Annotated in this window: 1 protein-coding gene; it reads left to right on the top strand. The window is 35.9% G+C overall.

The annotated features are described in order from the left end of the window. The first annotated feature begins 109 nt into the window (after positions 1-109). Positions 110-1162 (top strand): hypothetical protein, encoded by a 1053-nt coding sequence (locus H5072_RS19795; RefSeq protein WP_182694558.1) that lies wholly within the window; start codon positions 110-112, stop codon positions 1160-1162. Positions 1163-1269: the final 107 nt, after the last annotated feature.

Raw genomic sequence — 1269 nt, 5'->3', positions numbered from 1 at the left:
AAGCTCAAGTAATCGTTCCCAAAATAATCACAATTTTAACGCGCTATTTATTTACAAATAAATCAATTGGTTTACAATTCGTACAAATTTAATTAAGAAGGAACTGAAGATGAAACAATCATTTACACTCATCGTAGTGGCTTTAGCTGTTGCCGGATGTGCTAGTACCAAAGTAGAAGATACAACTCCACTAAATCCAACTTCTGTACTGAAGGCTGAGTATGCAATTAATGGTTTATATGTACCTGACTACACAGGAAAGCAAACTGTACTAACTCGTGAATCGAAGCGAGTTATCCATGAAATAAATACATTTGATAGCTGGCTAATGCGCTGGGCAAATTCTGATAAGTCTCGTGTTTTTGATTCCCCTAAAAATAAAAGCTATTACATTGACTATGATGACGAGACATATAGCGAATGCCCTATGGCAGGTTGTGATGAAGTAAGCTTTACTGATAGCATTTTTGAGAAAGATGAAGATGCTGAAGAATATCAAACATACGAAGAAGTTGGTTGTAGTGTTGACTTGAAAGAGAATTCATTTGCTGTAGATAAAACGGGAAAAAGCCGAATAATTAATGGGTTCGATACAGAGCAGTACGTTGTTAACTGGACTACCCGCTACCACGATACCACTGGTGCAGAAGATAAAAACATCGTGACTTTTGATTTTTGGACCACAGCGCAAAATGCAAAAACTAAACGTGCATTACAAGTTCATGAGAAGTTTCAAGACAGCTACCTTAAAGCTATTGGCGATGACAATGCATTAATGAACTTATTAGGTGCGCAAGCTTATAAAGCTATTGCTGGATTTACAGGTGATATAAGTAACGAAGATAATCAGTTCGTTGGTGAGATTGGCCAAAAATTAGCAACTATTAAAGGTTACCCAATTTCAGTTAAACTTGAATGGAAACAACAATTGAAAGCCTGTAAAACCGCACGTAAACCTGTTGATTACAGCGCCGGATTAGATGAAGTTGGTTCACAACTGCTTGGTGGGCTAATGGATAAAGGTAAAGAAATGGTAATGGATCACTGGCGTAAAGATCCTGTAGTGCGCTATGTTTACGAAATAAAGTCTGTTGAAATGAAAGACGTTCGCGATAGTAAATTTGCTGTACCTAAAGATTTTAAATTAATAAATCGCTCTTAACCTCTTAGCCATTAAAAGTACCGACACTTAAGTAAAATTTATATGTGTCGATAAAAATTAGTACCGATATAAATTTTTACTCAATAACAAAGCCGCTGTTTTTTAAA

Origin of the sequence: Pseudoalteromonas sp. SR45-5, assembly GCF_014163565.1 — a bacterium.
Classification (GTDB): Bacteria; Pseudomonadota; Gammaproteobacteria; order Enterobacterales; family Alteromonadaceae; genus Pseudoalteromonas; species Pseudoalteromonas distincta.
The sequence above is the reverse complement of the archived record's forward strand: the minus strand, read 5'-3'. Positions and strand labels throughout refer to the sequence as shown.

Coding starts and splice junctions, on each gene's coding strand:
- H5072_RS19795 (WP_182694558.1), top strand. CDS start 110: ATGAAACAATCATTTACACTCATCGTAGTGGCTTTAGCTGTTGCCGGA.